The organism is Cupriavidus sp. SK-4 (assembly GCF_000611125.1).
Classification (GTDB): domain Bacteria; phylum Pseudomonadota; class Gammaproteobacteria; order Burkholderiales; family Burkholderiaceae; genus Cupriavidus; species Cupriavidus necator.
In genome coordinates, this window is record NZ_JFJW01000176.1 from 15,789 (window position 1) to 42,371 (window position 26,583).

At 66.0% G+C, this 26,583-nt stretch carries 27 protein-coding genes; 22 read left to right on the forward strand and 5 right to left on the reverse strand.

Features of this window, described 5'->3' with window-relative positions:
- Window positions 1–1,227, forward strand: a 1,227-nt coding sequence (trfA, locus tag CF68_RS33335) for a plasmid replication initiator TrfA (RefSeq protein WP_235205973.1), incomplete at its 5' end; no start/stop codon positions are given.
- 1,385 nt (window positions 1,228–2,612) lie between these two features.
- Here the strand turns inward: trfA and CF68_RS33340 are convergent.
- Together CF68_RS33340 and CF68_RS33345 are read right to left on the reverse strand one after the other, a co-directional pair.
- Window positions 2,613–2,894, reverse strand: coding sequence for a type II toxin-antitoxin system YafQ family toxin (locus tag CF68_RS33340; RefSeq protein WP_011114071.1), 282 nt, complete (start codon window positions 2,892–2,894; stop codon window positions 2,613–2,615).
- On the reverse strand, window positions 2,881–3,144 hold the full coding sequence (locus CF68_RS33345; protein WP_011114070.1) for a type II toxin-antitoxin system RelB/DinJ family antitoxin: 264 nt from the start codon (window positions 3,142–3,144) through the stop codon (window positions 2,881–2,883). The genes CF68_RS33340 and CF68_RS33345 overlap by 14 nt, the downstream gene beginning before the upstream one ends.
- 172 nt (window positions 3,145–3,316) lie before the next feature.
- Between CF68_RS33345 and CF68_RS33350 the strand changes: the two genes are divergently transcribed.
- From CF68_RS33350 to CF68_RS33410, 13 genes are all read left to right on the forward strand, one after another.
- Window positions 3,317–3,745: an antirestriction protein gene (locus tag CF68_RS33350; RefSeq protein WP_011114069.1), complete on the forward strand. Its 429-nt coding sequence runs from the start codon at window positions 3,317–3,319 to the stop codon at window positions 3,743–3,745.
- Window positions 3,746–3,789: 44 nt separating this feature from the next.
- The gene (locus CF68_RS33355; RefSeq protein WP_012478187.1) at window positions 3,790–4,008 is read left to right on the forward strand and encodes a hypothetical protein; all 219 of its coding nucleotides are present in this window, start codon (window positions 3,790–3,792) and stop codon (window positions 4,006–4,008) included.
- Window positions 4,009–4,019: 11 nt separating this feature from the next.
- Window positions 4,020–5,228, forward strand: a complete 1,209-nt coding sequence (locus CF68_RS33360) for a hypothetical protein (RefSeq protein ID WP_012478186.1) — start codon at window positions 4,020–4,022, stop codon at window positions 5,226–5,228.
- Between the two features lie 16 nt (window positions 5,229–5,244).
- Window positions 5,245–5,502, forward strand: a complete 258-nt coding sequence (gene korC, locus CF68_RS33365; RefSeq protein ID WP_012478185.1) for a transcriptional repressor KorC — start codon at window positions 5,245–5,247, stop codon at window positions 5,500–5,502.
- Window positions 5,503–5,659: 157 nt separating this feature from the next.
- Window positions 5,660–5,896, forward strand: coding sequence for a stable inheritance protein KleA (kleA, locus tag CF68_RS33370; protein ID WP_011255200.1), 237 nt, complete (start codon window positions 5,660–5,662; stop codon window positions 5,894–5,896).
- A 209-nt stretch (window positions 5,897–6,105) separates the two neighbouring features.
- Window positions 6,106–6,432 (forward strand): KleE stable inheritance protein, encoded by a 327-nt coding sequence (gene kleE, locus CF68_RS33375; protein ID WP_012478184.1) that lies wholly within the window; start codon window positions 6,106–6,108, stop codon window positions 6,430–6,432.
- A 1-nt stretch (window position 6,433) separates the two neighbouring features.
- Window positions 6,434–6,844: a DUF2761 domain-containing protein gene (locus tag CF68_RS33380; protein WP_011255198.1), complete on the forward strand. Its 411-nt coding sequence runs from the start codon at window positions 6,434–6,436 to the stop codon at window positions 6,842–6,844.
- Between the two features lie 120 nt (window positions 6,845–6,964).
- Window positions 6,965–7,273, forward strand: a complete 309-nt coding sequence (locus CF68_RS33385; protein ID WP_011255197.1) for a transcriptional regulator KorA — start codon at window positions 6,965–6,967, stop codon at window positions 7,271–7,273.
- Window positions 7,270–8,034, forward strand: a complete 765-nt coding sequence (locus tag CF68_RS33390) for a ParA family protein (RefSeq protein WP_013397098.1) — start codon at window positions 7,270–7,272, stop codon at window positions 8,032–8,034. Before CF68_RS33385 ends, CF68_RS33390 begins: the two co-directional genes overlap by 4 nt.
- Window positions 8,031–9,089, forward strand: a complete 1,059-nt coding sequence (locus tag CF68_RS33395; protein ID WP_012478180.1) for a ParB/RepB/Spo0J family partition protein — start codon at window positions 8,031–8,033, stop codon at window positions 9,087–9,089. The genes CF68_RS33390 and CF68_RS33395 overlap by 4 nt, the downstream gene beginning before the upstream one ends.
- 199 nt (window positions 9,090–9,288) lie before the next feature.
- Window positions 9,289–10,311, forward strand: coding sequence for a DNA-binding protein (locus tag CF68_RS39080; RefSeq protein ID WP_012478179.1), 1,023 nt, complete (start codon window positions 9,289–9,291; stop codon window positions 10,309–10,311).
- Window positions 10,312–10,484: 173 nt separating this feature from the next.
- A complete protein-coding gene (gene kfrB / locus CF68_RS33405) occupies window positions 10,485–10,832 on the forward strand; it encodes an IncP plasmid survival protein KfrB (protein ID WP_011255193.1) in 348 nt (115 codons plus the stop codon).
- Between the two features lie 29 nt (window positions 10,833–10,861).
- On the forward strand, window positions 10,862–11,497 hold the full coding sequence (locus CF68_RS33410) for an IncP plasmid survival protein KfrC family protein (protein WP_035827498.1): 636 nt from the start codon (window positions 10,862–10,864) through the stop codon (window positions 11,495–11,497).
- A gap of 193 nt (window positions 11,498–11,690) precedes the next feature.
- On the opposite strand, the gene CF68_RS33415 is transcribed toward CF68_RS33410, so the two are convergent.
- Genes CF68_RS33415 through CF68_RS33425 form a run of 3 tightly spaced genes read right to left on the reverse strand, consistent with a single transcriptional unit; the run spans window position 11,691 to window position 13,275 of the window.
- The gene (locus CF68_RS33415) at window positions 11,691–12,131 is read right to left on the reverse strand and encodes a conjugal transfer protein TraM (protein ID WP_012478177.1); all 441 of its coding nucleotides are present in this window, start codon (window positions 12,129–12,131) and stop codon (window positions 11,691–11,693) included.
- On the reverse strand, window positions 12,131–12,856 hold the full coding sequence (locus tag CF68_RS33420) for an ArsA-related P-loop ATPase (RefSeq protein WP_012478176.1): 726 nt from the start codon (window positions 12,854–12,856) through the stop codon (window positions 12,131–12,133). Before CF68_RS33420 ends, CF68_RS33415 begins: the two co-directional genes overlap by 1 nt.
- Complete coding sequence (locus CF68_RS33425; protein ID WP_012478175.1) at window positions 12,856–13,275, reverse strand: TraK family protein; 420 nt, start codon at window positions 13,273–13,275, stop codon at window positions 12,856–12,858. Before CF68_RS33425 ends, CF68_RS33420 begins: the two co-directional genes overlap by 1 nt.
- A 363-nt stretch (window positions 13,276–13,638) precedes the next feature.
- On the opposite strand from CF68_RS33425, the gene CF68_RS33430 reads away from it, so the two are divergent.
- The 8 genes from CF68_RS33430 to CF68_RS33465 are packed head-to-tail and all read left to right on the forward strand — an operon-like array spanning window position 13,639 to window position 26,195.
- Window positions 13,639–13,860, forward strand: coding sequence for a hypothetical protein (locus tag CF68_RS33430; RefSeq protein ID WP_011798730.1), 222 nt, complete (start codon window positions 13,639–13,641; stop codon window positions 13,858–13,860).
- 4 nt (window positions 13,861–13,864) lie between these two features.
- A complete protein-coding gene (traJ, locus tag CF68_RS33435) occupies window positions 13,865–14,236 on the forward strand; it encodes a conjugal transfer transcriptional regulator TraJ (RefSeq protein WP_011255188.1) in 372 nt (123 codons plus the stop codon).
- Window positions 14,237–14,270: 34 nt separating this feature from the next.
- Complete coding sequence (gene traI / locus CF68_RS33440) at window positions 14,271–16,529, forward strand: TraI/MobA(P) family conjugative relaxase (RefSeq protein ID WP_012478238.1); 2,259 nt, start codon at window positions 14,271–14,273, stop codon at window positions 16,527–16,529.
- The gene (locus tag CF68_RS33445) at window positions 16,526–18,430 is read left to right on the forward strand and encodes a type IV secretory system conjugative DNA transfer family protein (protein WP_012478237.1); all 1,905 of its coding nucleotides are present in this window, start codon (window positions 16,526–16,528) and stop codon (window positions 18,428–18,430) included. The genes traI and CF68_RS33445 overlap by 4 nt, the downstream gene beginning before the upstream one ends.
- Window positions 18,427–18,963, forward strand: coding sequence for a conjugative transfer signal peptidase TraF (traF, locus tag CF68_RS33450; protein ID WP_012478236.1), 537 nt, complete (start codon window positions 18,427–18,429; stop codon window positions 18,961–18,963). Before CF68_RS33445 ends, traF begins: the two co-directional genes overlap by 4 nt.
- Before the next feature lie 14 nt (window positions 18,964–18,977).
- Window positions 18,978–21,038, forward strand: a complete 2,061-nt coding sequence (locus tag CF68_RS33455) for a DNA topoisomerase III (RefSeq protein ID WP_011255183.1) — start codon at window positions 18,978–18,980, stop codon at window positions 21,036–21,038.
- A gap of 24 nt (window positions 21,039–21,062) precedes the next feature.
- Window positions 21,063–21,455, forward strand: coding sequence for a hypothetical protein (locus CF68_RS33460; protein WP_012478235.1), 393 nt, complete (start codon window positions 21,063–21,065; stop codon window positions 21,453–21,455).
- Between the two features lie 3 nt (window positions 21,456–21,458).
- Window positions 21,459–26,195 (forward strand): zincin-like metallopeptidase domain-containing protein, encoded by a 4,737-nt coding sequence (locus CF68_RS33465; protein WP_012478234.1) that lies wholly within the window; start codon window positions 21,459–21,461, stop codon window positions 26,193–26,195.
- Window positions 26,196–26,583: the final 388 nt, after the last annotated feature.

The following is a 26,583-nucleotide window of genomic DNA, read 5'->3' on the forward strand; positions in this document are numbered from 1 at the left end:
GATATGCCGGACAGTTTCGACGAGCAGGGCTACCGCCGCAAGCTCATCGACGGCGGGTTGAGTGAGGCCGACGCGACGGCGCTTGCCCGCCGCTACGCGGCCGAGCGCAACGCGCAGGCCGGCACCGCCGGCGGGGCTTTCCGCCCCGCCGGTTCCCTCTTCGAGCTGCCGGACGGGCCGGCAGCGCCGGAGCCACCGCCACCGCCGCCCAGCGCGGCCGTGGCGCGCTCCGAGCGGATGGCGGCCGAGTCGGCCGAGCTGGCGCGGACTATGGGCCTTCCGCCCGAGCCGCGAACCGTGGTCAACACCTTGGCCGAGAAAGTCAGCGGCGTGACCGCCGAACGGAGAACGCAACAGATGGCGACCAAGAAAACGACCGAGAAGCCGGCCAGTGCCACCGGCGAGCTGGCCGAGCAGGTCAGCCAGGCCAAGCAGGCCGCCTTGCTCAAGCACACGAAGCAGCAGATCAAGGACATGCAGCTTTCCTTGTTCGACCTCGCGCCGTGGCCCGACCACATGCGGGCCATGCCCAACGACTTCGGCCGGTCGGCGATCTTCACGACCAGGAACAAGAAGGTGCCCCGCGCCGCCTTGCAGCGCGAGGCGATCTACCACATCAGCAAGGACGTGGAGATCACCTTTACCGGCATCGAGCTACGCGCCGACAGCGACGAGCTGGTGTTTGCCCAGGTGCTCGAATACGCGAAGCGCACGCCGCTGGGCGAGCCGGTCACGTTCACGTTCTACGAGATTTGCCAGGACTTGGGCTGGTCGATCAATGGCCGCTACTACAAGCAGGCCGAGGACTGCCTTTCGCGGCTGCAAGCGTCCGCGATGCAGTTCTCTTCCCAGCGGCTGGGCCGCCTGGAATCCGTGTCGCTGATCCGGCGCTTCCGCATCCTGGATCGCGGCAAGCGCACGTCGCGCTGCCAGGTCGAGATCGACACCGAAATGGTGGTGCTGTTCGCCGGCGACCACTACACGAAATTCGTGTGGGAGAAGTACCGCAAGCTGTCGCCCACCGCGCGGCGGATGTTCGACTACTTTGCCACGCACAAGGAGCCGTACCCGCTCAAGCTGGAGACGTTCCGGCTCATGTGCGGTTCGGATTCCACCCGCGTGAAGAAGTGGCGCGAGCAGGTCAGCGAGGCATGCGACGAGCTGCGCGAAAACGGCCTGGTGGACAGCGCCTGGATCAATGACGACCTGGTGCATTGCAAGCGATGACCGCCGCCCTGCCCCTGGAGAGCCGCCCGAGATCGAGGCGGCTTTTTTTCTCGAGCATCGCCGCTTCTGACGAGGGAGTTCCGGCCACCTGGTCGCGCGCACGTCGAGCTGCAGCATCGTCATTTCCGGCGAGGCTGGCCACGTCCAGGCCACGGTCGACCATCGCCACCTTTGACGATGAACCGAGGGCCCCATCGCCAGTTCCGACGATGACGGCCGACGCCGGCGCTGGATCTCGCATCGCCGCTTCTGACGATGAGATCCACCCTTTGACACTTGAGGGGCCGAGCTGCGGGGGATTCTCCCGGCCGGCGGCCGCGAGAACCGGCTATGTCGTGCTGCGCATCGAGCCAGGCGGCAGAGCCGCCCGTCTCGCCCCTGGCGGGCTTCCAGCGCCTTCCCGACGCTCACCGGGCCGGTGGCCCTCGCCGCTGGGCTTTGCGGCCCTGACGGGCCTTCCTGGCCCGTTTCCGGGGCCTTCCCTGCCCTGCCCCACCGGCGCGGCCGTTGTGGACAGTTTCGGGACAAGTCGGCCGAGGCCGGCCGGCGCAGCCCTGACGTTGACACTTGAGGGGCAGCGGGGCCGGCGCGATGTTGACACTTGGGGGGCAGCGGCCGATTTCGGCCTGGTCGAGCCGTCCAGGCGGCCGCCGAGGCGGCCTAAGTGCCTGATCGGCATGGAGTTATCCACCGAAGTTGTGGATAACCCTGTTAGGAACCCTGCCCCGGTATTGACACTTGAGGGGCGGCCCTACTGACACTTGAGGGGCGCGGTTCTTGACACTTGAGGGGCAGCGTATTGACACATGGGGGGCTTATCCATTGACACTTGAGGGGCGGCCTCTTCGCACTTTTCCTTGGCGTGACAACGGTTTACGCGCGTTTTTCGGTCATGCTAACCAGGTTTTTAACCGTCTTTATAACCTTTTTATATAACCAGGTAGTTTTAACCAGAGGCTGGCGAAAAAAACGGCAACACGGCCCAAGCTGCCGCGCAGCATGACCGGCCGCCGAAGGGGGGAAACCCCCCTTCTCGATCCCACCCGGCCGCAAGCGGCCTCCCATCCCCCCAGGGGCTACGCCCCTCGGCCGCCTTGCGGCCTCACCCCACAATGGAGCGCCTTCGGCGCTACGGCTTAGGAGAGCCAGGCGCAAGCGCCTGGCGGAAGGCAGTAAGTTCGAGAGCTTGCGAGGGGGCAAAGCCCCCTCACACTCCCCAACCAGGTCGCCGCGGTTCGACCGGCCGCGCGATCCTCAAGCATCGCAGCAGCTCCACCGCCGCAGGTTTTACGCCAAGGAAGGGGGTCGGCCAGCTCGGCCGGTGGCGCGGAAAGCGCCCCTCAAGTGTCAATGAAACGTGAGACGCGGGGCCAGGCCCGCGCCGATCACAAGCCGAGTTCGGAGTGAGAGCCGAGGCGCACCAGGCGCAGCGTGTCGGCGTCGGGCTTCTGGTAGATCAGCACCAGGTCGGGCTTGACGTGGCAATCCCGGTGATCCTTCCAGTCCCCGGTCAGCGCGTGGTCGCGGTGCCGAGGTTCCAGCGGCTGGTCGTCGGCGAGCGCGACCAGGACGGGCACCAGGTCGGCGTCGAGCGTGGCCCGGTGCTGCCCTTTCGCCTCGCGCTTGTAGTCGCGCTTGAACTGGCCGGTGCGCTCAATCTGCCGCATGCAGATCGGCCATCAGATCGTTGACGGTGGCGAAGCGCGGCAGCTTGCCCTTGCGGGCTTCCTTCATCGCCTCGATGGTGGTGGCGTTCGGAATCAGCGGCTCGAAGGGCAGCGCCTTGTCCTGGGCCACCTTCGTGAGCAGCAGCCGCACCGCGTCGGACACGGTAAGGCCCATCGCGGCCAGGACGGCCGCCGCTTCTTCCTTGATCGCGCCGTCGATGCGCGTTTGTACGAGCTGGTTTGCAGCCATGATTGGTTCTCCGGTTGGGTTCGTGAATTACATTGTAATGCACGCCAAGGGAAAGGGCAAGGTTTAGCGGCCAAAAAGTTTAGCTAAAGTGCTTGACGATTAGGACATTTTGCCCTAATATAGCACTTGAAGGCCGGGCATTTCGCCCAGGTCAACTACCGGAGAAAGTCCGATGAACACCCAAGAGCAACCCGTTACCGCTTCCCTGGTCGCCGAGGCCCAGCGCCTCGACTTCCTGCCCGCCTACTTCGGCCCGCGTCTGATGATGCGCGGCGAGGCCCTGGTGTATGCCTGGCTTCGCCGGCTCTGCGAACGCTACAGCGGCGCGTATTGGCACTACTACACCTTGTCGGACGGCGGTTTTTACATGGCCCCCGACCTGGCCGACCGCCTGGAGATCGAGGTGGACGGCAACGGCTTCCGAGGCGAGTTGTCGGCCGACGCCGCCGGCATTGTCGCAACCCTGTTCGCGCTGGGCCAGCTCGCGGCCGAGGCCGCCGACACGGACGCCGGCGATGCCCTGATCGACCGCTATCACTTCCTGCGCGGCTTCGCAGCCAGCCACGCCGAGGCGGCCGCGATCTACCGGGCTATTGACTGATGAGGGGCGGCCCCGGCTTCGGCCGGGGCTTCCAGGAGGCGACCATGACCAGGAACAACGCTCCCCAGGCACCGACGAACAGCTACGCGACGGACGGCAAGTGCCACAACGCCGAGCCGGGCACCTACGGCCACGAATGCGGCAAGCCGGCCGCATGGATCGGCACGAACCACAAGGGGTTCAGCTCGGGATTCTGCGACGACTGCAAGCGCCACGGCTACGAAGCCCGCGACGTGATCGCGTGGCGGCGTGCTGACACTTGAGGGGCCGGCCGATGGCGAAGAAACGCAAGACGCCGGCCCAGCCGGGCCAGGACTGGAACGCGCCGGCGGCCGAGCTGCTGGCCGAGCTGCCCACCGAACGCGACGAGCTGCTGGCCGCCGCCGTGGCGGCCGTGGTGGAGATCGACGCGGCGATCATGCGCGGCGACGGTGCGGCCGCCGAGGCGGCCAGCGACCGATACGAGGCCGTCATCTGGAAGATGAACGGCGGAACGCACGTGGGCAGCATGGCCGACCACGACGCGCCCGGCCAGGTCATCGAGCGCCATTGCGCGGCGGTGCCTGGCGACGTGCCCTTGTGGGGCCAGCGCGGCCAGTTCCTGGTCGCGGATGGCGACATGCGCGCCCTGGTGGAGTACGAGGCCGGCTACGGCGGGCCGCTGGGTGCCCACTTCCAGTTCCACGTCATCGACCTGGACAGGCCGTTTATCTCCGAAACGGGCTACCGCTCGCACTTCGACACGGCGCAGGGCTGCATGACGGTGGACGAGGTTGCGCGCGGCATCCTGGCTGCGCAGCGAGCCGAGAAGAAGCGCCCGGTGATGGTCGAGGCCAGCTACCGCGACCGCCTGGCCGATGCTCCCCTGCCCGCTTGGCTGGCCGGCCTGGAGCCGCCGGCGCGGCGCGAACCGGCGACCGTCCTGGTGCCGCCGGGGTTCGTCCTGGTCGATGTGGTGCTGCCCTCGCATCGGGCCTTCATCGCCAGGCGCTGGGCGGCCGAGGCCGCGACCAGGATCAAGGCGGCCAGGGCCGCCGGGTTGGACGCCAAGGGAAAAATCACCGGCGCAGGCCCGGAGCGAGATCCCGCATCGCCAGAAACGACGATGACCTGCAGCATCGTCAAAGCCGACGATGCCGAGCCGGTCGAGGGCGGGCCTGTATCGCCGGAAACGACGATGCCGGGAGCGAGCGCGGCAACCTGCAGCATCGCCAGGAATGGCGATGGAGGCCCGGCCGACCGGGTGGAGTTCAAGCCCGGCCAGCGGTGCGAGATCGTGAGCGTCCATCACCCGGTTTTCGACCGCTACATCGGCAAGCGCATCATCATCGTGAAGGTGCATCCCGACACCCGCCAGGTGTGGGCGCACGACGACAGGCCGGTAACGTACAAGACCAATCGCGCAGGCCGGCGCGTGGTCGATTCAGACCCGAGCTGCATCCAGTCGATCTACGGCTTCGACCAGTTGCGGCTTATCACTTGACCAGGAGAACGAACGAATGACGAACGACGCCAATATCCGGCTGGAGTGCTTGAAGCCGGCCGAACGCTGGGCACAACCGACCGGCGAGGAAGTCCGCGAGGTGCTGCGCCTGGCCGGGTTCAGCGGCAGCAAGGCCGCGAAGGCGCTGGGGCTGGGCGCGAAGGGCGACCGCACGATCCGCCGCTGGATCGGCGAGGACACCCCGATTCCCTATGCGGCATGGGCGATCCTGTGCGACCTGGCCGGGCTGGGCGTGATCTGGAAAGAGGATTGACGCCAAGGGAAAGGTTTTAGCGGCTAAAGTTTAGCCTTCGGATTCCGGTAAAGCGAAAAAAGTTTAGCTAAAGTGCTTGACAGGCTAGGGCATTTTGCCCTAATATAGCACTTGAAGGCCGGGCACATCGCCCAGGTCAACTACCGGAGAAAGTCCGATGAGCGACAACAAGATCATGCCCTGGATTGACGAGCTGGAGGGCGCGGCAGCGACCGACTTCCCGGCCCGCCGTGACGAGATCGCGGCCATGATGGCCGAGGCGGCCGAGCTGGTGCGCAAAGCCGAGGAACTGCGCGGCAAGGCGTACTTCGCCGGATGCTCCCTGGAGGGGCAGGCCAAGGGCCATTGGTCGATGGAAGCCGTCGAGCAGGCCAAGCGCCGGGCCGGCTGGTAAGAGCACATGGCCCGGTCGGCAACGGCCGGGCCTATCGAGGACGCCAAGAAGGGAGTATTGCGTGAGCCGAGGCAAGATCAAGGGCGGCCCCAGGTGGAGGAACGCCCCGGAGTGATCCGGGGCGCTTGGCCTGGTGCTGGCACACCGTAACCATGCTTCCGAGTGGGAGCACCCAGCATTCAACACGTAAGCGCGTGGAGGGTCAAGCTATGTCCAACATCATCAAGTTCCCCAAGGAGATCGAGCAGCCCGCCGCGCCCGCGCCGGTGGAGCCTGCCGCCGCGCCTGCTGCCCCCAACAAGGCCCCCGGTGCTGGCCTGCTGGCCGGCCTGGTCAAGTTCGTATGGGTGGCGACCGTGTTGGTCTGGCCGATCCTCAAGTGGGTGCTGTCGATTGCCACCTTCTTTCAGTTCGTGCGGATGCTCTACCACTGGAACACGCCTGGCGTGTATGCCGGCTGGTCGTTCCTGGTGTACTTCGCGGTGCTGACCGCGATCACCTACTTCGTTTCGATCTACAAGCCGAAGGGGCTTTGACATGAAAAAACAGACCCTGCCCTACCCGCCGGGATTCGTGGAGCCAACCACGGGCCGCGTGGCCGTCCTGGTGCGCGAGTACGCGGCCAGCGATTTGAACGGCGATGCGCCGGCCTATTGGTACAGCGCGCAATCCGAGGAATGGGGCCTTGACCCCTGGCGGCTCGTTGAAGGCGTCGATCCGCATGTGCATGGCGGTTCGTTCGACGTGTGCTTTGCGAGCGGCGGCACGCGCACCGTGGGGCCGTTGATGACGTTCTTCGTGAGCGCCGACCACGCGCAGCAGCTCGCAGTTTCGCGCGCCGCGTCGCAGATGGGGCGCTACGGAATGCGGGTGGTCGAGGTTCAGCAAGGCCCCGACGACCTCAAGCGCCTAGCCGCGCTGTATTCGGATGACGCCAAGAAGGGGTGATTTTTAGCCGCTAAAAGGCTTGACGCGCCCGGCGAGTTTAGCTAAACTTCTGCACATGGTCGGCGGCTGGCACCGCCTTTTGTTCAACAACCGGGTGTGGAGTTTATATGGGTGTTCTCCATGAAGAAACGGCTAACCGAAGCCCAATTCCAGGCGGCGATCAAGGGCCTGGAGATCGGGCAACAGACCATCGACATAGCGCGCGGCGTGCTGGTCGATGGAAGGCCCCAGGCCGAGTTTGTGGCCTCGCTGGGGCTGACCAAGGGGGCGGTATCGCAAGCGGTCAGTCGCGTGTGGGCAGCGGCGGGGGAAGTGCTCCCGCAGGGCTTCGCGCGGGTGACGGCGGTACTGCCGGAGCATCAAGCGTTCATCGTCAAGCGTTGGGAAGCCGACGCCAAGGGAAAGAGGAAACAGGAACCCAACTCATGAAAACACTGGTCACGGCAATTCAGAAAGGCGGACAGGGCAAGACCTTCGCAACCTGCCACCTGGCGTTCGACTTCCAGGAGCGCGGCCTTCGGGTTGCAGTGATCGACCTGGACACCCAGGGCAATGCAAGCTGGACGCTGGCCGGCCACGACTCGGGCTATCCCGCCAGTCGCATGTTCACCGCCGGCGGCGACGAGCTGCGCGCCTGGTTCGCTGGCCGGGAGGATGACGGCCTGGCGCTGATCGCGGCCGATGCCAGCCTGGCCAACCTGGACAAGATGGACTTGGCCCAGGCCGCCGGCGCGCTGCGGGCCAGCATCGCGGCGCTAGGCGAGTTCTTCGACGTGTGCCTGATCGACACCGCCCCTTCCCTTGGCGTTGCCATGACGGCGGCCGTGCTGGCCGCCGACTACATGCTTTCGCCGGTCGAAATGGAGGCGTACAGCTTGCAAGGCATGAAGAAGATGGTTGCCGTCATCGGCAACCTGCGCAAGCAAAACCCGAAGCTGCGCTTTCTCGGCATGGTGCCGAACAAGGTGGACGCGCGGAAGCCGCGCCACGTCAGCAACCTGGCGACCTTGCAGCAGGCATATCCGCAACTGATCTTGCCGTTCAGTGTCGGCGCGCGAGACAGTATCGCGGAGGCGCTGGGCGAGCAGATGCCAGTGTGGAAGATCAAGAAAACCGCTGCGCGCAAGGCCACCCAGGAAGTGCGCGCCCTGGCGGATTACGTGTTCACGAAGATGGAGATCGCGCAATGACCAGCGCCGTAAAGACCAACGCCAAGAAGAAGGCCCCGCAAGCGGCCGCAGAGAAGCCCAAGGGCGGCGGGCTGGGCCTGGATGGCCTCGGCGACCTGTCGAGCTTGCTGGACGAGCCACAGGCCGCGAATGCGGCCCCTGGCGGCCCGCAGGAGCTGCCGCTTGACCTCATCGACGAAGACCCGCACCAGCCGCGCACGGCGGACAACCCCGGCTTCTCGCCGGAGTCCATCGCCGAGATCGGCGAGACGATCAAGCTGCGCGGCGTGAAGTCGCCCATCAGCGTGCGCGAGAACCCGGACGCGCCGGGCCGCTACCTCATCAACCACGGTGCGCGGCGCTACCGTGGCTCGAAATGGGCCGACAAGACCACCATCCCGGCTTTCATCGACAACGACTACAACGAGGCCGACCAGGTAATCGAGAACCTGCAACGCAACGAACTGACGGCCCGCGAGATCGCGGACTTCATCGGCCGCGAGCTGGCGAAGGGCAAGAAGAAGTCGGAGATCGCCAAGGAGATCGGCAAGTCGCCGGCGTTCGTCACACAGCACGTCACGCTGCTGGACTTGCCCGAACCGATTGCCGAGGCGTTCAACACTGGCCGCGCCAAGGATGTGACCGTCATCAACGAGTTGGTGACGGCGTTCAAGAAGAACCCCGAGGAAGTGGGTGCGTGGCTGGCCGACGACAGCCAGGAGCTGACGCGCGGATCGGTCAAGCTGCTGCGCGAGTACCTGGAGGACAAGCGCCACCAGGAAGGCGACCGCGACCCCAACACCGTCGATGCGTTCAGCGGCAAGACGGATGGCGAGGCCGAGGGCGACGGGCAAGGCCCGGAGGATGACGCCAAGAAGAAGGAGCCGAAGGAACCCGACCCGGACAAGCTCAAGAAAGCGATCATCCAGGTCACGCACGACGACCGCCCGGCCCGCCTGATCCTCAACCGCCGGCCGCCGGCCGAGGGCTGGGCCTGGCTCAAGTACGAGGATGACGGCCAGGAGTTCGAGGCCGACCTTGGCAAAGTGCAGCTTGTCGCGCTGCTGGAGGGCTAGACCCCCCCTGCACCAGACCCCGCCGCCCCCGCACCCCTGCGCCCCGCCATCGAGCGGGGCTTTTTTTTGCCTGCGCGCCCAGCGCCGGGCTGGCCCGTTTTAGCCGCTAAAAAAGTTCAGCTAAACACTTGCGCTATGTTGTATGTTGTAGTATGCTACACGCTACAACATACAACACCGGCCGAAAGGAGGCCCGATCATGGCAATCACGAAAGAGCAGATATTTGCGGTCGCCGACGAGCTGGACGCCGCCGGCCAGAACCCGACCCTGGCGAGCGTGCGCAAGCAGCTCGGCGGCGGGAGCTTCACGACCATTTCCGAGGCGATGAACGAATGGCGGGCACGCAAGGCCAGCCAGGCGGCCCCGATCCGCGAGCCGGCACCGGCGGCGATCACCGAGAAGCTGGCCGAGCTGGGCGGCGACTTGTGGGCCGTGGCCTTGGAAATGGCGAACAACCGGCTGGCCGCCGAGCGCGAGGCGCTGGAGGCCGTCCGGCAGGAAATGGAGGCAGCGCGCCAGGAGGCCGCAGAGCTGGCCGACCAGCTCACCGGCGAGCTGGACGAGGCCAAGGGCCGTATCGAGGCCCTGGAGGCCGCAGAGACCGACGCCAAGGGGGAAGCTGGGGCGCTACGCGAGAAGCTGGCAGCGGCCAGCGAGCGGGCGGCCACGGCCGAGGCCAGAGCCGGCGAGCTGCGCACGGAACTGGATCACGCCCACCAGGAGGCCCGCCAAGCCCGAGCGGAGCGCGACAAAGCCCAGGAGAAGGCCGCCGCGAGCGCCGACCAGGCGGAGGCCCTGCGGGCCGACCTGGCGGCCGCGAACAGCCGGGCAACGGAGATCGAGCGCCGGGCCGGCGAGCTGCGCGCCGACCTGGAGCGAGCCAACCAGGCCACCGACCAGGCGCGGGCGGCGCTGGCCGAGCAGCAGAAGGCCACCGAGGCGGCGGCCGGGCAGCTTGACCAGGTGCGGGGCGAGCTGGCAAAGGTGCAGGCCAAGGCCGAAGCCGAGCGCGAGGCGCACCAGGAGCAGCGCAAGGCAGCAGCGGCCGAAGCGCACCGCCAGGCCGAACGCTTGACGGCCACCCAGGCCGAGCGCGATGCCGCGCGCAAGGAGGCCAGCCAGGCCCGCGAGGACGCCGCGACCCTGCGCGGCCGGCTCGAAGCCCTGGAAACCGTCATGGCCCAGGAGAAGGGCAAGACGGGCGGCGCGAAAAAGACCTGATATTTCGGTCGGTTTTCAATAAAATCGAGGGTGTAACCTGGAACTACACATCCGGCCACGAGAGGAAAGCCGGCCTCGCGCATGCCGAGGTCGGCTTTTTTCTTGCTGGACTGGCAAGGAGGCCCATCTATTCCACATTTTGAAATGACCACACCGACGATAAGGAGCGCCCGATGAAACAGCGCCTCTTGGTCATGAACGGCCAACGCATCGTTCAGACCGAGCAAGAAGGGGCATGGGCCAACCAGAAGGTTGACAAGGCTGGCGCATTGAAGCCCGGCATCTACAACCTGTACATGGCCCAGCAGGCCGACAAGAAGCAGACCCATGACGGCGTGATCGTTCACGCCGACAACAACCAGGTGTACCAGCAGGTAGGCAAGAACTTTGTCATGCACGCCCGGTCAGATTTCGATAAAGTACCTGAAATCGGGAGCGCAAAGAGCATCAGCTACAGCGCGCAAGGCAAAGCAACCGTTGCCGCCGAGGCCCCGAAACTCACGCGAGGCCGGTCCCGATAGCTTTTAGCGGCTAAAAGGAGGGCCACGCCTTGAGACGACTCACACCCACCGCCGGCCGGGCAGACGCCCGCCGCATCCAGCCGGCATCCGCCGGCTTCGCAACAAGCACGACCAGCAGAACCGACGCCGCCGGCGACGGCCTGCTGGCCGCTGCCGAAGCCACAGAGGCCGAGCAGCAAGCGGCCCTGGAGGCCGCCCCGCTCGACCAGACCTACCAGGAAGCCCTTGCCCTGTACGTTCAGGCCAAGCACGACCAGGTGGAGCGCATCGAGGATCGGCTTGAAAACCTGATCGACCGTCAGCAGGCGCGCTTGCAGCAGACCCAGGCCAACCAGCCGGGCCTACTGTCCCGGCCTGGCGCGAAACGCGCTTGGCAGAACCAGCAGATGCAGCAGCAGGCGCGCTTGCAGTCCCTGCACGTGCGCCTGGAAGCCGTCCGCGAGATCAAGGAAGGCATGGGCCTGCACTCACCGAAGGTCGAAGAGCTGGCGACCCGCAAGATGCGCGCCGAGAAACCCGAGCTGGCGGCCGATTGGGATGCCATGCGCGATGCGGCACGCCGGCACCAGGCGCTGCAACGCCGCGAAGAGCAGGAGCGAAAGCAGGCGCAGGCCCTGGAGCGACCAGGCCGGTCGCAGAGCTTGGGCCTCACGCGGCCCGTCTAAAACGAAAGCCCGGCACTGCCGGGCTTTTTCCTCGAGCCTCGCCGTTTCCGGCGATGCAGGCCCGCCGCTGGCGGCATCCTGCAGCACCGTCATTCCCGACGATGCAAGGGGCTGGCCAGCCTCGCCAGTTCCGGCGATGCCGCCGGCGCGGTCGACCATCGCCATTTCTGACGATGAGATCCCGCATCGCCATCTACAGCGATGCCCACAACGCGAGGGCGGCCGCGAAAACCGCCATGCCGGCCGCCACGATGTTCATGTACGACACGCGCCGCGCTTCGCGGATCGGCGCGGCGAGCTGCGCGGCGGCCGCTTCCAGCTCGCGCCGCACCGCCTCGGCGGCGGCCTTGCCGCCGTCCTGCATCCCCTTCGCCATCGCCTCTTTGGAGGCCGCCAGGGCCGCGTTGAGCGTCCTTTCGGCCTTCCCCTTGGCGTCATCCCCCCAACGGTGTGCGATGGCTTCCAGCTCTTCCTTGAAGCGATCCAGGATTTCTTGCTGCGCGGCCTGGCTGTCCTGCATCAGTCGGGTGTTGATCGTCTGGAGGATCAAGATCGGATCGTCGCGGCCAACGGCGATGCCGTGCTTGACCGCGATTTCCCGTATCAGCTCTTCGATCTTGTCATCGCTCGCCATCAGAGCACCGCCGCGTTGTCGAGCTGCTGGAAGAGTTGCGACTTCACGATCTTGAGCCGCTGCCGCGTCATGATCGTGAGCGCCGAGTCGGCCAGGGCCTCATCGAACGTCCGGCGCTCCTGGAGCATTTCCGAGAAGTCGCGGCCGTAGGTTTCTTCCTTGAGCGCCGGAATCTGGATGATGGCCGACACCCGCGCCTTGTTGTCGGTGTACGCCTTCATCTTCTCGAAGCCCTTGCCTTCGTGCTCGATTGGCCCCCAATACGGGTTCAGCCACACCACGAACACGCATTCGGCCGGGAATTGCCGGGCCAGCGTGCTAAAGCCGTTCAGGGTGTCCAGGAAGGCTTGCCCGCCGGTGACGACCGTATGCACCACCAGTTCGTGCCCCATGTCCTGGAGCAGCGCCGGAACCTGGTTGCCGATCAAGTAGCTGGACAGCGGCACGAACGAGCTGGCCCCGTTGTCGATGATGACGTCGCCCTTGGTCGAGGCGATTTGCTCCACCAGGGCATCGAAGTTCCGGGTGTTGATCTCGTCGCCGTCCATGATGTTCAGGCGCTGCACGTTCAGGGCCTTGTAACCCTCAAACGTGCTGTTGACCGGATCGGTGTCGATGCAAAGCGGCGTCTGCCCCTTGCTCGCTTTGTACTGCGCAATGGTGGCCGCGATCATCGACTTGCCGACGCCGCCCTTGCCCTGCAAGACCATGTGAATTTTCGCCATTACAGTAAATCCTCTTTATTCGGTTTCGGGTTGTAGTTGAAGCCGGCGATCCCTGCCGACTCGGGTTTCTTCGGCTCGGGTGCCTTCGGCTTCCTCGCCTTCGACCCCCCTTCCTGTTGCGCCGGCTTCTCCCCTTTGGCCTGGTTGGCCGCCGGGGGAGGCACCGGCGCGGGTGCTGCTGGTGCGGCCTTGATGTACCGCTGGACGTGCTTGCGGAACGTCTCGTAGCTGCACTTGACCCGGCCGATCTCGCGCATGTCCTCGTAGATCGTCGTCACTGCATAGCCAGCATCCATCGCGGCTTTCACGTCCACGCGCACGGCCAGGAATGCAACGGCCGTCGCGTCCTGTCGGCGCTTCTTGGCGGCCCGTTTCTCGATCCGCGCGGCCAGCTCTTGGGGGTAGCTGCTTTCTGCCATCGCCTCGCTTCCGTGGTTTGTAAATAGCCGTCATTTTCATGTATCGACCCGTGGAAAGTCTATGTAAAGCGCGTGGATAGCAGCTTGACACCGCTGCATCTAGCGCGCTTTCCGGGCATTGTACGCCTTCATTCGATATATCCGCCATCTTTTCGCGCTAAATGCAGACAGATGCGAAGGTTTCGGTATAGACTTTCCTTGGTGTTATCAACGCCGTAAGGCGGGCAGGATGTGCGAAGTTAGCTAACCGGCGGGCCGGTTATCTATCTTCGCTGTCCCTTATTCGCGCCTGCGGCACTCAACGGGCATCCTGCTCTGCGAGGCTGCCGGCTACCGCCGGCCAAGAAGCGAGAGACGAACGACATGGGCTACATCAATCCGCTGCTGGAGCTTCCAGCAGGCCGCGAACTCCAGGCGCTTCCGGTTGCCGACCGGCAGCGCCTTGCCCGCGTGCTGCGCGAGCTGCGCACGCAGGCCAACGACGAGGCGGAAAAGGCATGGGCACGCCGCAAGGGGCCGATGGCCGCCTACTGGCGAGCCGTGGCGACCTACGCGCGACACACGGCGCACGCGCTCAAGGGGTAGCGACATGGAAGCCGACGAACAGCCGACCGCGAAGCGGCGGCAGCACCTACGGGTGCCGGTGTTCCCCGACGAGAAGGAACAGATCGAGGCGAACGCCAAGAGGGCCGGGGTCAGCGTGGCGCGCTACCTGCGCGACGTGGGCCAGGGCTACCAGATCAGGGGCGTCATGGATTACGAGTACGTGCGCGAGCTGGTGCGGGTGAATGGCGACCTCGGCCGGCTGGGCGGTTTGCTCAAGCTATGGCTCACCGACGACCCGCGCACGGCCCGCTTCGGAGACGCCACGATCCTTGCCCTGCTGGGCCGGATCGAAGCCACCCAGGACGAAATGAGCCGACTCATGAAGTCCGTGGTGCAGCCGAGGGCCGAGCCTTGAGCTTTTTAGCGGCTAAAAAGCCAGGGGCTGGCCGATGATCGCCAAGCACGTACCCATGCGCTCGCTGGGCAAGTCCGACTTCGCCGGCCTGGTGAACTACGTCACCGACGCGCAGAGCAAGGATCACCGGCTGGGCCAGGTGCAGATCACGAACTGCGATGCCGTGTCCGTGCAGGACGCCATCACCGAGGTTCTGGCGACCCAGCACACGAACACGCGGGCCAAGGGCGACAAGACCTATCACCTGATCGTCAGCTTCCGGGCCGGCGAGCAGCCCAGCGCCGACACCCTGCGGGCGATTGAGGAACGTATCTGCGCCGGGCTGGGTTACGGCGAACACCAGCGCGTCAGTGCCGTTCACAACGACACCGACAACCTGCACATCCACATCGCCATCAACAAGATTCACCCGACCCGGAACACGATGCACGAGCCGTACTACTCGCATCGGGCGCTGGCCGAGCTTTGCACGGCCCTGGAGCGCGACTACGGGCTGGAGCGGGACAACCACGAACCACGCCAGCGCGGTGCCGAGGGCAGGGCGGCCGACATGGAGCAGCACGCGGGCGTGGAAAGCCTGGTCGGCTGGATCAAGCGGGAATGCCTGGACGAGATCAAGGGCGCGCAGTCCTGGCAGGAGCTGCACCAGGTCATGCGCGACAACGGCCTGGAACTGCGCGAGCGTGCGAACGGCCTGGTGATCGAGGCCGGCGACGGAACGATGGTCAAGGCGAGCACCCTAGCCCGCGACCTTTCCAAGCCGAAGCTGGAGGCGCGGCTTGGCCCGTTCGAGGCTTCGCCCGAACGGCAGACACGAACCAAAGCGAAGCGGCAGTACCAGAAAGACCCGATCCGCTTGCGCGTGAACACGGTCGAGCTGTACGCCCGGTACAAGGCCGAGCAGCAGACCTTGACCGCGACACGTGGGCAGGCGCTGGAGCAGGCCCGCCGGCGCAAGGATCGGCTGGTCGAGGCCGCGAAGCGTTCCGGCCGCCTGCGCCGCGCGACGATCAAGGTGATCGGCGAGAGCGGCCCGAACAAGAAGCTGCTGTATGCCCAGGCCAGCAAGGCCCTGCGCGACGAAATCCAGGCGATCAACAAGCAGTACCAGCAAGACCGCCAGGCCCTCTACGACAGCCACAGCCGCCGCACGTGGGCCGACTGGCTCAAGAAGGAAGCGACCCACGGCAACGCGGAGGCGTTGACCGCCCTGCGCGCCCGCGAGGCGGCGCAGGGCTTGAAAGGCAACACCATCCAGGGCCGGGGCGATCCGCGCCCCGGCCATGCCCCGGTGACGGACAACATCACCAAGAAGGGCACCATCATCTTCCGCGCCGGCCTGACGGCCGTTCGGGACGATGGCGACAAGCTGCAAGTCTCGCGCGAGGCCACGCGCGAGGGCTTGCAAGAAGCTCTACGGCTGGCGATGGAACGCTACGGCAGCCGCATCACCGTCAACGGCACCACGCAGTTTCAGGCGCAGATCATTCGCGCGGCCGTTGATTCCCAGCTACCCATCACGTTCGCCGATCCGGCCCTGGAGAGCCGGCGGCTTGCGCTATTGAAGAAGGAGAACACCCATGAGCGACCCGACCGAACCGAGCGAGCCGACCAGCGACCCGCAGAGCATCGAGGACGAGCTGGACGCGGCCCTGGCGGCCCTGGACAGCGCGCCGCTACCCACGACGACGCTGCCCGACCCATCGCCGTCGCCCGAGCAGGCTTCGGGCGACCAGGTGGCGGGCGAGCCGGCACCGCCGGCGTTCACGCCGGAGCCGTCCACCGGAAGCCCGACATTGGACGCATTGGACGAGTCCCGCCGCCCCAAAGCCAGCACCGTTTGCGAACACTGTCCCAACTCGGTGTGGTTCGCATCGCCGGCGGAAGTGAAGTGCTATTGCCGCGTGATGTTCCTCGTCACCTGGAGCAGCAAGGAACCCAACCAGATCACCAACTGCGACGGGATATTTCTCGGCCAGGATCAGGAGTAGCAGCGGCCCCGCCGGGCCTCGCGGCGGCGGATAAATACATCGCCGAACGCGAGTCGAAACGCTCGAAAGGTTTCGATATACCGAAGCACGCGCGATATACTGCCGGTGAAGGTGGCCTTGCTTTCGAGGGTGTCCGCAACATCGAGGGCCAGGCGCTGGCCCTGTTGAAACGAGGCGATGAGGTCATGGTGATGCCCATTGACCAGGCCACGGCCCGGCGCATGTCGCGCATCGCGGTCGGCGATGCCGTGACGATCACGCCAAAAGGCTCCATCAAAACGTCGAAAGGTAGGAGTAGATGAAAATAAAGATGAACAACGCCGTGGGGCCGCAGGTTCGCAGCGCGAAGCCGAAGCCCAGCAAGTTGCTGCCGATCCTCGGCGGGGTGTCCCTGGTCGGCGGCCTCCAGGCCGCGACACAGTTCTTCGCCTACACGTTCCAGTATCACGCGAGCCTCGGGGCCAACCTCGGGCACGTGTACGCGCCCTGGTCGATCCTGAACTGGTCGGCGAAGTGGTACAGCCAGTACCCCGACGAGATCATGCGGGCCGGCAGCATCGGCATGGTGACTGCCACCGTGGGCCTGCTGGGTGTGGCCGTGGCGAAAGTCGTCACGTCCAACAGCTCGAAGGCGAACGAATACCTGCACGGTTCGGCCCGCTGGGCCGAAAAGAAGGACATTCAGGCGGCCGGCCTGCTGCCGCGCGAGCGGAACGTCCTGGAGATCGTGACCGGCAAGGACGCACCCACCGCCACCGGCGTCTATGTCGGCGGCTGGCAGGACAAGGACGGCAATTTCTACTACCTGCGGCACAGCGGCCCCGAGCACGTGCTGACCTACGCGCCGACGCGAAGCGGCAAGGGCGTCGGCCTGGTGGTGCCGACGCTGCTTTCGTGGGGCGCAAGCAGCGTCATCACCGACTTGAAGGGCGAGTTGTGGGCGCTGACCGCCGGCTGGCGGCAGAAGCACGCGAAGAACAAGGTGCTGCGCTTCGAGCCGGCCAGCAGCTCGGGCGGCGTGTGCTGGAACCCGCTGGACGAAATCCGCGTCGGCACCGAGGCCGAAGTCGGCGACGTGCAGAACCTAGCAACTTTGATAGTTGACCCGGACGGCAAGGGCCTGGATTCCCACTGGCAAAAGACCGCCTTCGCGCTCCTGGTCGGCGTCATCCTGCACGCGCTCTACAAGGCCAGGAACGACGGCGGCACGGCCACGCTGCCATCGGTCGATGCCATGCTGGCCGACCCGAACCGGGACATTGGCGAGCTATGGATGGAAATGACCACCTACGGGCACGTGGACGGTCAGAACCACCACGCCATCGGATCGGCCGCCCGCGACATGATGGATCGGCCAGAGGAAGAAGCCGGATCGGTGCTGTCCACGGCCAAATCCTATTTGGCCCTGTACCGCGATCCAGTGGTGGCGCGCAGCGTGAGCCGGTCGGACTTCCGCATCAAAGACCTGATGCACTCCGACGACCCGGTGAGCCTGTACATCGTCACGCAGCCCAACGACAAGGCCCGCCTGCGGCCGCTGGTGCGCGTCATGGTGAACATGATCGTGCGCCTGCTGGCCGACAAGATGGACTTCGAGAACGGCCGGCCGGTGGCCCACTACAAGCACCGGCTGCTGATGATGCTGGACGAGTTCCCGAGCCTCGGGAAGCTCGAAATCATGCAAGAGTCGCTGGCCTTCGTCGCCGGCTACGGCATCAAGTGCTACCTGATTTGCCAGGACATTAACCAGCTCCGAAGCCGCGAGACGGGCTACGGCCACGACGAAAGCATCACGTCGAACTGCCACGTGCAGAACGCCTACCCGCCCAACCGCGTCGAGACAGCCGAACACCTGTCCCGACTGACCGGGCAGACCACCGTGGTGAAGGAGCAGATCACGACCAGCGGCCGCCGCACGGCGGCGATGCTGGGCCAGGTGTCGCGCACCTACCAGGAAGTGCAGCGCCCCTTGCTGACGCCCGATGAATGCCTGCGGATGCCGGGGCCGAAGAAGAACGACAAGGGCGAGATCGAGGAAGCCGGCGACATGGTGATCTACGTCGCGGGCTACCCCGCCATCTACGGCAAGCAGCCGCTGTACTTCAAAGACCCGGTGTTTCAGGCGCGGGCCTCGATCCCCGCGCCGAAGGCCACCGACCGGCTGCGCCAGGTTGTCGAGGCAGGGGAGGGCATCACGATATGAGCCGCATCCTGAAACGCATCACGAAAGGCGTAGCCGTCGCCGGCCTGGCCGCCCTGGTGCTGGCCGCCGGCAGCTATGCCGCCGGTGCCCGCATCAACACCACCAAGAGCATTCCGGTCGGCCTGTACTGGACGAGCAGCGCGCCGGTGGAGCGGGGCGCTTACGTGCTTTGGTGCCCGCCGAAGGTCGGCGTGTTCGATGACGCCAAGGAAAGGGGCTACATCGGGGCCGGGTTCTGCCCAGGCGACTACGGCTACATGATGAAGCGCGTTTTAGCCGCTAAAGACGATGCCGTATCGGTGGCCGATGACGGCGTGCGCGTCAATGGCGAGCTGCTGCCACATAGCAAGCCCATCCAGGCCGACAAGTCCGGTCGGCCCTTGCCGCGCTTCCAGGCCAGCACCTACACGCTGGGCAATGCCGAGCTGCTGCTTATGTCGGACGTGAGCGACACGTCTTTCGACGGCCGCTACTTCGGCCCGATCAATCGTTCTCAAGTTCAGACCGTGATCCGTCCGGTCATCACCTGGTAGGGGAGGAAACCACCATGCGACTGTTCATCGCGGAAAAACCATCCGTCGCAAAAGCCATCGCCGGCGAGCTGGGCATCACCGGCAAGGGCGACGGCTTCATCGAGTGCGGCGGCGACAAAGTGACCTGGTGCTTTGGGCACATGCTGGAGCAGGCCGACCCGGACGAGTACACGCCCGATGACGTGCCGACCGGCAAATCAGGCAAGAAGCTATGGCGCGTCGATGAGCTGCCCATCATCCCGCAGACGTGGGTTCTTCACCCGAAGGACGATGCCAAGAAGCAGCTCGCCGTGATCGGCAAGCTGCTGAAAGAAGCCAAGGAGATCGTCAACGCCGGCGACCCCGACCGTGAAGGCCAGTTGCTGGTCGATGAAGTGCTGGAGCACTTCAAGAGCAGCAAGCCGGCGCGCCGCTTTTGGGTGTCTGCCCAGGATTCGGTTTCCGTCAAGCGCGGCCTGGCCGCCTTGAAGGAAAACACCACGTACAAGGGCTGGGCCGATGCCGCACGCGGGCGGCAGCGGGCCGACTGGCTGATCGGCATGAACCTAAGTCGCGCCTACACCCTGCGGGCGCAGCGCGGCGGTTCGCGCGCCCTGCTGACCGTGGGCCGCGTGCAGACCCCGACGCTCGCGCTTGTTGTCGGCCGCGACCGCGAGATCGAGGCGTTCAAGCCGGTGCCGTACCACACCATCAAGGCCGTGGTCGAGCACGCCGGCGGCAGCTTCGCCGCCGCCTGGAAAGCGAAGGAAGATCAAGCCGGCCTGGACAGCGAAGGCCGCCTTGTTGATACCGCCGTCGCGGATGCCCTGGTGGCCGCCGTCAAGGGCCAGCCGGGCACCATCGCCACCTACAAGCAGGAAGCCAAGAAGAAGAACCAGCCGCTGGCCTTCGCGCTGTCCGACATTACCGCGCTGGCGTCCGCGCGCTACGGGTACAGCGCCGAGGACGTGCTGAACACCTGCCAGGCGCTCTACGAGACGCACAAGCTGACCAGCTACCCGCGCACCGACTGCGCCTACCTGCCGGAGTCGCAGCACGCCGACGCGCCGCGCGTCCTGGAGGCCGTCAAGCACGTGAACCCCGAGCTGGCCGGCCTGGTCGATGCTGCCGACCCGCGCATCAAGTCCAAGACGTGGGACGACTCGAAGATCACCGCCCACCACGGCATCGTGCCGACCATGCAGAAAGGCAGCAAGGCCGGCTTGAGCGAGCGCGAGCGCAACATCTACGAGCTGATCGTCCGCGCCTACCTGGCGCAGTTCTACCCGCTGCACGAGTACATGCAAACCACGGTCGGCGTGGAGATCGCCGGCGAGAACTTCGCCGCGTCCGGCAAGGTGGTCACGCGCAACGGCTGGCGTGACGTGTTCGAGCAGGCCGACGAAGAGGACGCCAAGGAAGGCGACGACGAGAACGGCGCGCAGACCCTGCCACCGATGAAGCAAGGCGACGGTGTGACCTGCACCGAGGCCACCCGACGCGATGCGAAAACCAAGCCGCCGGCGCGCTTCACCGAGGGCACGCTGATTCGCGCGATGGAGAACATCCACAAGTTCGTGAGCGACCCGGAGCACAAGAAGATGCTGCGCGAAGGCGATGGCATCGGCACGTCCGCCACGCGCGCATCCATCATTTCCGAGCTGAAACGCCGCGAGTTCCTGGAAACCAAGGGCAAGCAGATCGTCAGCACGACGCTGGGCCGCAGCGTCATCGACGCGCTGCCCGAGGTGGTGCGAAGCCCGGTGCTGACCGCCCTTTACGAACGCATGTTGAAGGGCGTCGAGCTGGGCACGGCGGCCCTGGACGCCTTCATTACGAAGCAAGAGGCGTTCATCCGCGACCAGGTGGCGAAGGCCAACAGCGGAGCCGTGAGCATCGCCGGCGGCAAGGAAGCCACGCCGGTTTCGTCCCTGCACAAGTGCATGGCTTGCGGCAATGGCTTGTCGCGCAGGCCGGCCAAGCGCAAGGGGCAATTCTGGTGGGGATGCAGCAACTTCCCCACGTGCAAGCAGACCTATCCCGACCTGAAAGGCCGGCCCGACTACAGCAAGGGCCGCAATGGCCCAGCCGAGTAACCACCAAGACGAAGGAGCATGACCATGAACCAGCAAAACACCACCCAGGCCGATGACGTGCTGCCCGAGCTGCCCGCCATTGACGACAACGCGGCCGCCGCCGGCGCGCTGCGCGAGAAGCTGGCCGACGCGGCGACGCCCGGCTACCAGGCCGAGTTCGACCCCGAGGAAGCCGAGCGCGCCGGCGCGTTCGTGGAGGACGCATTGAGCGAGCAGGACGCCGCAGAGAGCGGCGACGACCTGGCGGCCCTGGCCTCGCAGGGCGACGACCAGGCCCCGGCCTTCATCACCGAAGGCGGCCCGAGCGACGACCTTCCGCCCTTCGTCAATACGACCAACATCCGCGAGCTGTACGACTGGAAGCCGGGCGAATCGCTGGACGAGGCCATCGCGCGCAAGAAGGCGCAGGAGGGCTAACCCATGCCGATCAACCAGGCCGAGGCGCAAGCCGTCACCCTGGCGTTCGTCCGAGACTATCCCGGCGCGCTGGAGCTGGCCTATCGGTTCCGCGACAACACCGGCGAGCTGTACGGCCACCGGGCAGCAGAAGTCCCGGCAGACCTCAAGGGCGGCTATGTCCCGAAGGAGACGATCCACAACGGCCGGGCCTACCGTGGCCGCGTGGACGTGCCCCTGGCGAACATGGACGACGCCGCCGACCTGGTGCTGACGCTGCGGCATGAAGTGCTGGGCCACTACGGGGCCAACACCTTCAAGCCGGCCGAGAAACGCGCCCTGCTGGACGGCCTGATCGCCGCCCGCGAGGAACCGAGCCTGAAACCACGCTGGGAGGACATCAACCGCCGCTATGCCGGCGCTTCGATGGACGTGCGCGCGGAAGAGGTTTGGGCGCTGCATTGCGAAAGCATCGCGCCCGGCCAGCACGCGGGCCAGGCCCAGGTGCTGGAGCGCGGCCAGCAGTCATTCATGGAAACCTGCATCGCCCGCGTGCGGCCCATGCAAGTCGCCGACCTGCACAACATCGTGTGCATGGTCGCGGATGGCCTTCACGACCGTTCCAGGACGCAGCAGACCTTTCCGCAGATCAACGAACTATTCCGAAGGGATGAAGCAATGGAACCCAAGAAGCCATTTCATGAAGTCGTTGCCGAAAAACTGATCGAGCAGCTCAAGGCAGGCACCGCGCCGTGGCAACGGCCGTGGGAGCCTGGCGAGCCGAACGCCTACCTGCCGATGAACCCGACCACCGGCAAGCGGTACAAGGGCATCAACGCCATTCACTTGATGGCCCAGGGCCGCAGCGATGGCCGTTGGATGACCTACAAGCAGGCCGCCGCCGTGGGCGCGCAGGTTCGCAAGGGCGAGAAGGGAACGCCTGTCCAATACTGGAAGTTCAGCGAGGAACAGAACAAGGTCGATGAGAGCGGCCGGCCCGTTCTCAACGCGAAGGGCGAGCCGGTCAAGGAAACCGTGCAGCTCGAACGCCCGCGCGTGTTCTTCGCCACGGTGTTCAACGCCGAGCAGATCGACGGCCTGCCGCCGATCCAGAAGAAGGAACAGACCTGGAGCGCCGTCGAGCGCGCCGAGCACATCCTGAAAGCGTCCGGTGCGTCGATCACGCACGCGCCTGGTGATCGCGCGTTCTACCGGCCCGCGACCGACAGCATCCACCTTCCCGACCGGGGCCAGTTCCCCACCGCCGACAACTACTACGCGACCGCCCTGCATGAGCTGGGCCACTGGACGGGCCACCCGTCCCGCCTTGACCGCGACCTGGCCCATCCCTTCGGTTCCGAGGGGTACGCCAAGGAAGAGCTGCGCGCCGAGATCGCTTCCATGATCGTCGGCGACGAGCTGGGCATCGGCCACGATCCGGGCCAGCACGCCGCCTATGTCGGTTCCTGGATCAAGGCCCTGCAAGACGAGCCGCTGGAAGTGTTCCGCGCCGCTGCCGACGCCGAGAAGATTCACGACTACGTGCTGGCCTTCGAGCAGAAGCAGGTTCAGGAACAAGAGCAGGCCCAGGTGCAGCAGCCCGAGCAGCACTACTCCGATTTGACGCTCCAGGCCCTGGTCGAAAAACACGGCTGGGAGGTTGCCTACAGCGGCTTGCAAGAGCCTGGCCGTGTGGATTCCGTCCATCGCACCTTTGAAGGTGTCGGGCCGCTGGGCACCATGACCACCCCGAACGGCGAGCGGCGCTTGTCGGCCGGCTACCACGACGACGCCGAGCGCCGGCGCTACGTCACGTTGAAGCTGGGCGACCAGGTGATCGGCGATGCCGATGGCCGCGACCAGAAGCCGGAAGAGATCGCCCGCCAGATCAACGCCAAGGCCGAGCAGTACGCCGACGAGCGGCGCGTCAAGAACGGCCTGGAGCCGATCTACAGCATCGCCTCGCAGCAGGCCGAGGCCCAGCAGCTCAATGATGAGCTGCGCGAGCACGGCCAGGAGATCGTTTCTCACCTGGACGCGCAATCGCGGTGGGCGGATGGCGAGCGCATCTTTGCCTTCCACGAACAAGACGAACAACCGCACCAGGTCAGAAGCCTGGCCGAGCTGGAGAGCTACGCGCCCGATCAACTGCTGGCCCTGCCGGCGCTGGCCCAGGAGCAAGAGGCAAAGCCCTTGTCCGTGGCCGAACGCACGGCCGAGCAGCACGAGGCCATGAAGGCTGCCGACGATGCTTTCCAGCGCGAGCTGGTGCGCGCCTATGGCGAGAACAACGCCGGCGATGCCCGCTACAAGACCCAGCACGACGATGAGGCCGTGCAGAAGGCCGGCGATGCCTTCGTGGCCGCGTCGAACGCCTGGCGTGAGGCCGTGCGCGATGCCCGTCAAACCGTTGCGAGTCAGGAGGCCACGATGCAAGTACCCCAGCAGACCGACCAGGCCGAAGCCTGGATGTTGAAGCACGTCGAGCTGGGCACGGTGGGCCGTGCGCTCGAAGGCGCGACCCTGGAGCAGATCGACCGCGCCCTGGACGTGCTGGATCGCATGCAGCCGATGAACACGCAAAACGAGTTCTGGACGCGGCACGAGCTGCCCTACGACCTGGAGCCGCTGGAAGCGAAGATCAACGACGCAATAGATCACCTGGTCGAAGAGCGCCGGCCGGATGCCGTAGTCGCTGCAACGCGGCTTGACCTGGCAACCGGCAACACCAATTCACGCGAGCGCGACCGCCAAGCCTTCCACCTGGCGGCCGACGATGCGCTGGGCTTCCCCCTGCCCCACGACTGGACGGGTGAAGTGCGGGTTGTCGGCGTGGTCGAGCGTGACGGCGAGACGCGGGCCGCCGACCTGGCCACGGAGACGCCGGAGGCGTACCACCTGTACGCCCGGAAGGGCGAAGCGCAGTTCGGCGAGGATGCCTTTGCCTACCTCACCGCCACCCGCACGCTGGGCGAGGCCGACGAGCTGGCCGACCGCCTGGCGCTGATCGACGCCAATTCGCAGACGGACGAGTACGAGAAGGCGACCCGGCTTGCCCGCGTGCAAGAGGATCGCGTCCGCCGCGACCCGAACAGCACCGACGAGGACATTTCAGCGGCTAAAGAAGCCCGGAAGGCGCTGGAGGCCAAAGCGTTCGTCGCGGCCGAGGAAGCCAAGAACTCCCAGCGGGTCGATGACGAGCGCGGCGACTCCGTGGAGCACCAGGCACCGCAGGAACAGCGCGTGGCTGCGGCCGACCAGCAGCCGGCCCAGGCCAGCCAGGCAACCGAACGGCAGTACATCAGCGTGCCGTTCAAAGAGAAGGACGAGGCCAAGCAGCTCGGAGCGCGCTGGGATCGCAAGGAACAGTCCTGGTACGTGCCGGCGGGAGTGGATGCGGCCCCCTTCGCCAAATGGTCGCAGGGAGCCGCTACGCCGGCCGTAGAGGCCAAGCCGACCCAGCAGGCACCCGAGGCCCAGGACGGCGGCCAGAAGGCCGCACAGGCCGTCCAGCAGGCCCGGCAGTACCTTGCCGTGCCCTACGAGCAGCGCAACGCCGCCAAGGCCGCCGGCGCGCTTTGGGACAAGGCCGCGAAGTCCTGGTATGCCGGCCCTCGCGCCGACATGGCGAAGCTGGAACAGTGGAAGCCCGAGAACGTGCAGGCCCAGCAGGGGCCAGCGATGACGCCAAGGGAAGAGTTCGCCGAGGCCATGCGCAGCGCCGGCCTGTTCACCGGCAGCAACGCCCAGGGCGATCACCCGATCATGGACGGCAAGCGGCATCGCGTGCCGGTCGAGGGCGGCAAGAAGGGCACGCTCGATGGCTTCTATGTCGGCCACCTGGACGGCCACCCGGCCGGCCGGATCATCAACAACAAGACCGGCACGGACATTACCTGGAAGAGCAAGGGCTACGCCTTGAGCGACCAGGAGAAGGCCAAGCTCCAGGCCGAGGCGGCCGAGAAGCTGGCCCAGCGTGCCGCCGAGCAAGACAAGCTCCAGGAAGCCACCGCGCAGCGCGTCGGCCGCCAGATGCCCGACCTGGTGCCGGTCGAGCAGCCGACGCCCTACCTGCAAGCCAAGGGCATCGAGGCCCACGCCGGCGTGTTCACCGACCGCGAGGGCCAGAAAACCTACATCCCCGCCTTCGACGTGGACGGCAAGCAGTGGACGATGCAGTACATCCAGGAGGACGGCACCAAGCGGTTCGCCAAGGACAGCAAGAAGGAAGGATGCTTCCACCCGGTCGGCGGCATGGATGCGCTGGCCGCAGCGCCGGCGCTGGTGATCGCCGAGGGCTATGCCACGGCCGCGAGCCTGGCCGAAGGGCTGGGGCATGCCACCGTGGCCGCGTTCGACTCGGGCAACCTGCCGCACGTGGCCCGCGCCCTGCGCGAGAAGTTCCCCGACAAGCCCATCGTGATCGCCGGCGACGACGACAAGGCCCAGGAGATCGAGCGCGGCCACAACCCCGGCCGCGCCAAGGCCGAGGAAGCCGCGAAGGCCGTAGGCGGCAAGGCCATCTTCCCGATCTTCGCGCCGGGCGAGCAGCAGGCGAACCCCAAGGGCTTCACCGACTTCAACGACCTGGCGAACAAGAGCGAGCTGGGCCGCGACGGCCTCAAGCGCCAGGTCGGCGCAGCCGTGGGCCAGGTGCTGATCGAGGAAGGCCGCCGACAGCAGCAGGAGCAGCGCCAGGAGCGTGCGGAGAAGCAACAGCAGCAGCCGGAACGCCCGCGCCGCGCGGCACGCATCGGCTAAAGTCCCGGAGGGCTGCAACCACACGCGCGGTTTCCTCCCTCCCTGGCCGCCGGCAGTCATCGCCGCCTCGCACCCCGAGGCGGCTTTTTTTTGCTCGAGCATCGCCGCATCCGACGATGCCACCAGGCCCGCGCACGTCGAGCTGCAGCATCGCCATTTCCGGCGATGCACGCCGGCGCGGTCGACCATCGCCAGTTCCGACGATGGCGGCCGCCCTGCCCGCCTGGATCTCGCATCGCCATTTCGGGGTCTCCTCGTTTTCAGTGCAATAAGTGACGGTACGCAAAGCTAGCACTGGCGCGGGGGTGGTCTGGGTAGACCGTTGATTTCATTGACTTTCCTGTTCGCTTTGTAAACGGGTATGGTGGCCTCCCACTTTTGAGGTTCA